1 rRNA gene (only partly in view) is annotated in these 1,198 nt (G+C 56.1%); it reads left to right on the forward strand.

The features are described from left to right. Positions 1-1,177: ribosomal RNA gene (locus AB0389_RS37750) — 23S ribosomal RNA — on the forward strand (its annotated part extends 1,270 nt beyond the left edge of the window); the annotation flags it as partial. Between the last annotated feature and the right edge of the window lie 21 nt (positions 1,178-1,198).

Below are 1,198 nucleotides of genomic sequence, written 5' to 3' on the forward strand. Positions count from 1 at the left end.
CTCTGAGCTTGGGGTGGCCGCAGAGACCAGCGAGAAGCGACTGTTTACTAAAAACACAGGTCCGTGCGAAGCCGTAAGGCGATGTATACGGACTGACGCCTGCCCGGTGCTGGAACGTTAAGGGGACCGGTTAGCTGACTTTCGGGTTGGCGAGGCTGAGAACTTAAGCGCCAGTAAACGGCGGTGGTAACTATAACCATCCTAAGGTAGCGAAATTCCTTGTCGGGTAAGTTCCGACCTGCACGAATGGCGTAACGACTTCTCGACTGTCTCAACCATAGGCCCGGTGAAATTGCACTACGAGTAAAGATGCTCGTTTCGCGCAGCAGGACGGAAAGACCCCGGGACCTTTACTATAGTTTGATATTGGTGTTCGGTTCGGCTTGTGTAGGATAGGTGGGAGACTTTGAAGCTTGGACGCCAGTTCAGGTGGAGTCGTCGTTGAAATACCACTCTGGTCGTGCTGGATGTCTAACCTGGGTCCGTGATCCGGATCAGGGACAGTGTCTGATGGGTAGTTTAACTGGGGCGGTTGCCTCCTAAAGAGTAACGGAGGCGCCCAAAGGTTCCCTCAGCCTGGTTGGTAATCAGGTGTTGAGTGTAAGTGCACAAGGGAGCTTGACTGTGAGACCGACGGGTCGAGCAGGGACGAAAGTCGGGACTAGTGATCCGGCGGTGGCTTGTGGAAGCGCCGTCGCTCAACGGATAAAAGGTACCCCGGGGATAACAGGCTGATCTTCCCCAAGAGTCCATATCGACGGGATGGTTTGGCACCTCGATGTCGGCTCGTCGCATCCTGGGGCTGGAGTCGGTCCCAAGGGTTGGGCTGTTCGCCCATTAAAGCGGTACGCGAGCTGGGTTTAGAACGTCGTGAGACAGTTCGGTCCCTATCCGCTGCGCGCGCAGGAGTCTTGAGAAGGGCTGTCCCTAGTACGAGAGGACCGGGACGGACGAACCTCTGGTGTGCCAGTTGTTCTGCCAAGGGCATGGCTGGTTGGCTACGTTCGGAAAGGATAACCGCTGAAAGCATCTAAGCGGGAAGCCTGCTTCGAGATGAGGACTCCCACCCCCTTTGAGGGGTTAAGGCTCCCAGTAGACGACTGGGTTGATAGGCCAGATGTGGAAGACCGGTAACGGTTGGAGCTGACTGGTACTAATAGGCCGAGGGCTTGTCCTCAGTTGCTCGCGTCCACTGTGT

It is taken from the genome of Streptomyces sp. NPDC093109, assembly GCF_040701725.1.
Taxonomy (GTDB): Bacteria; Actinomycetota; Actinomycetes; order Streptomycetales; family Streptomycetaceae; genus Streptomyces.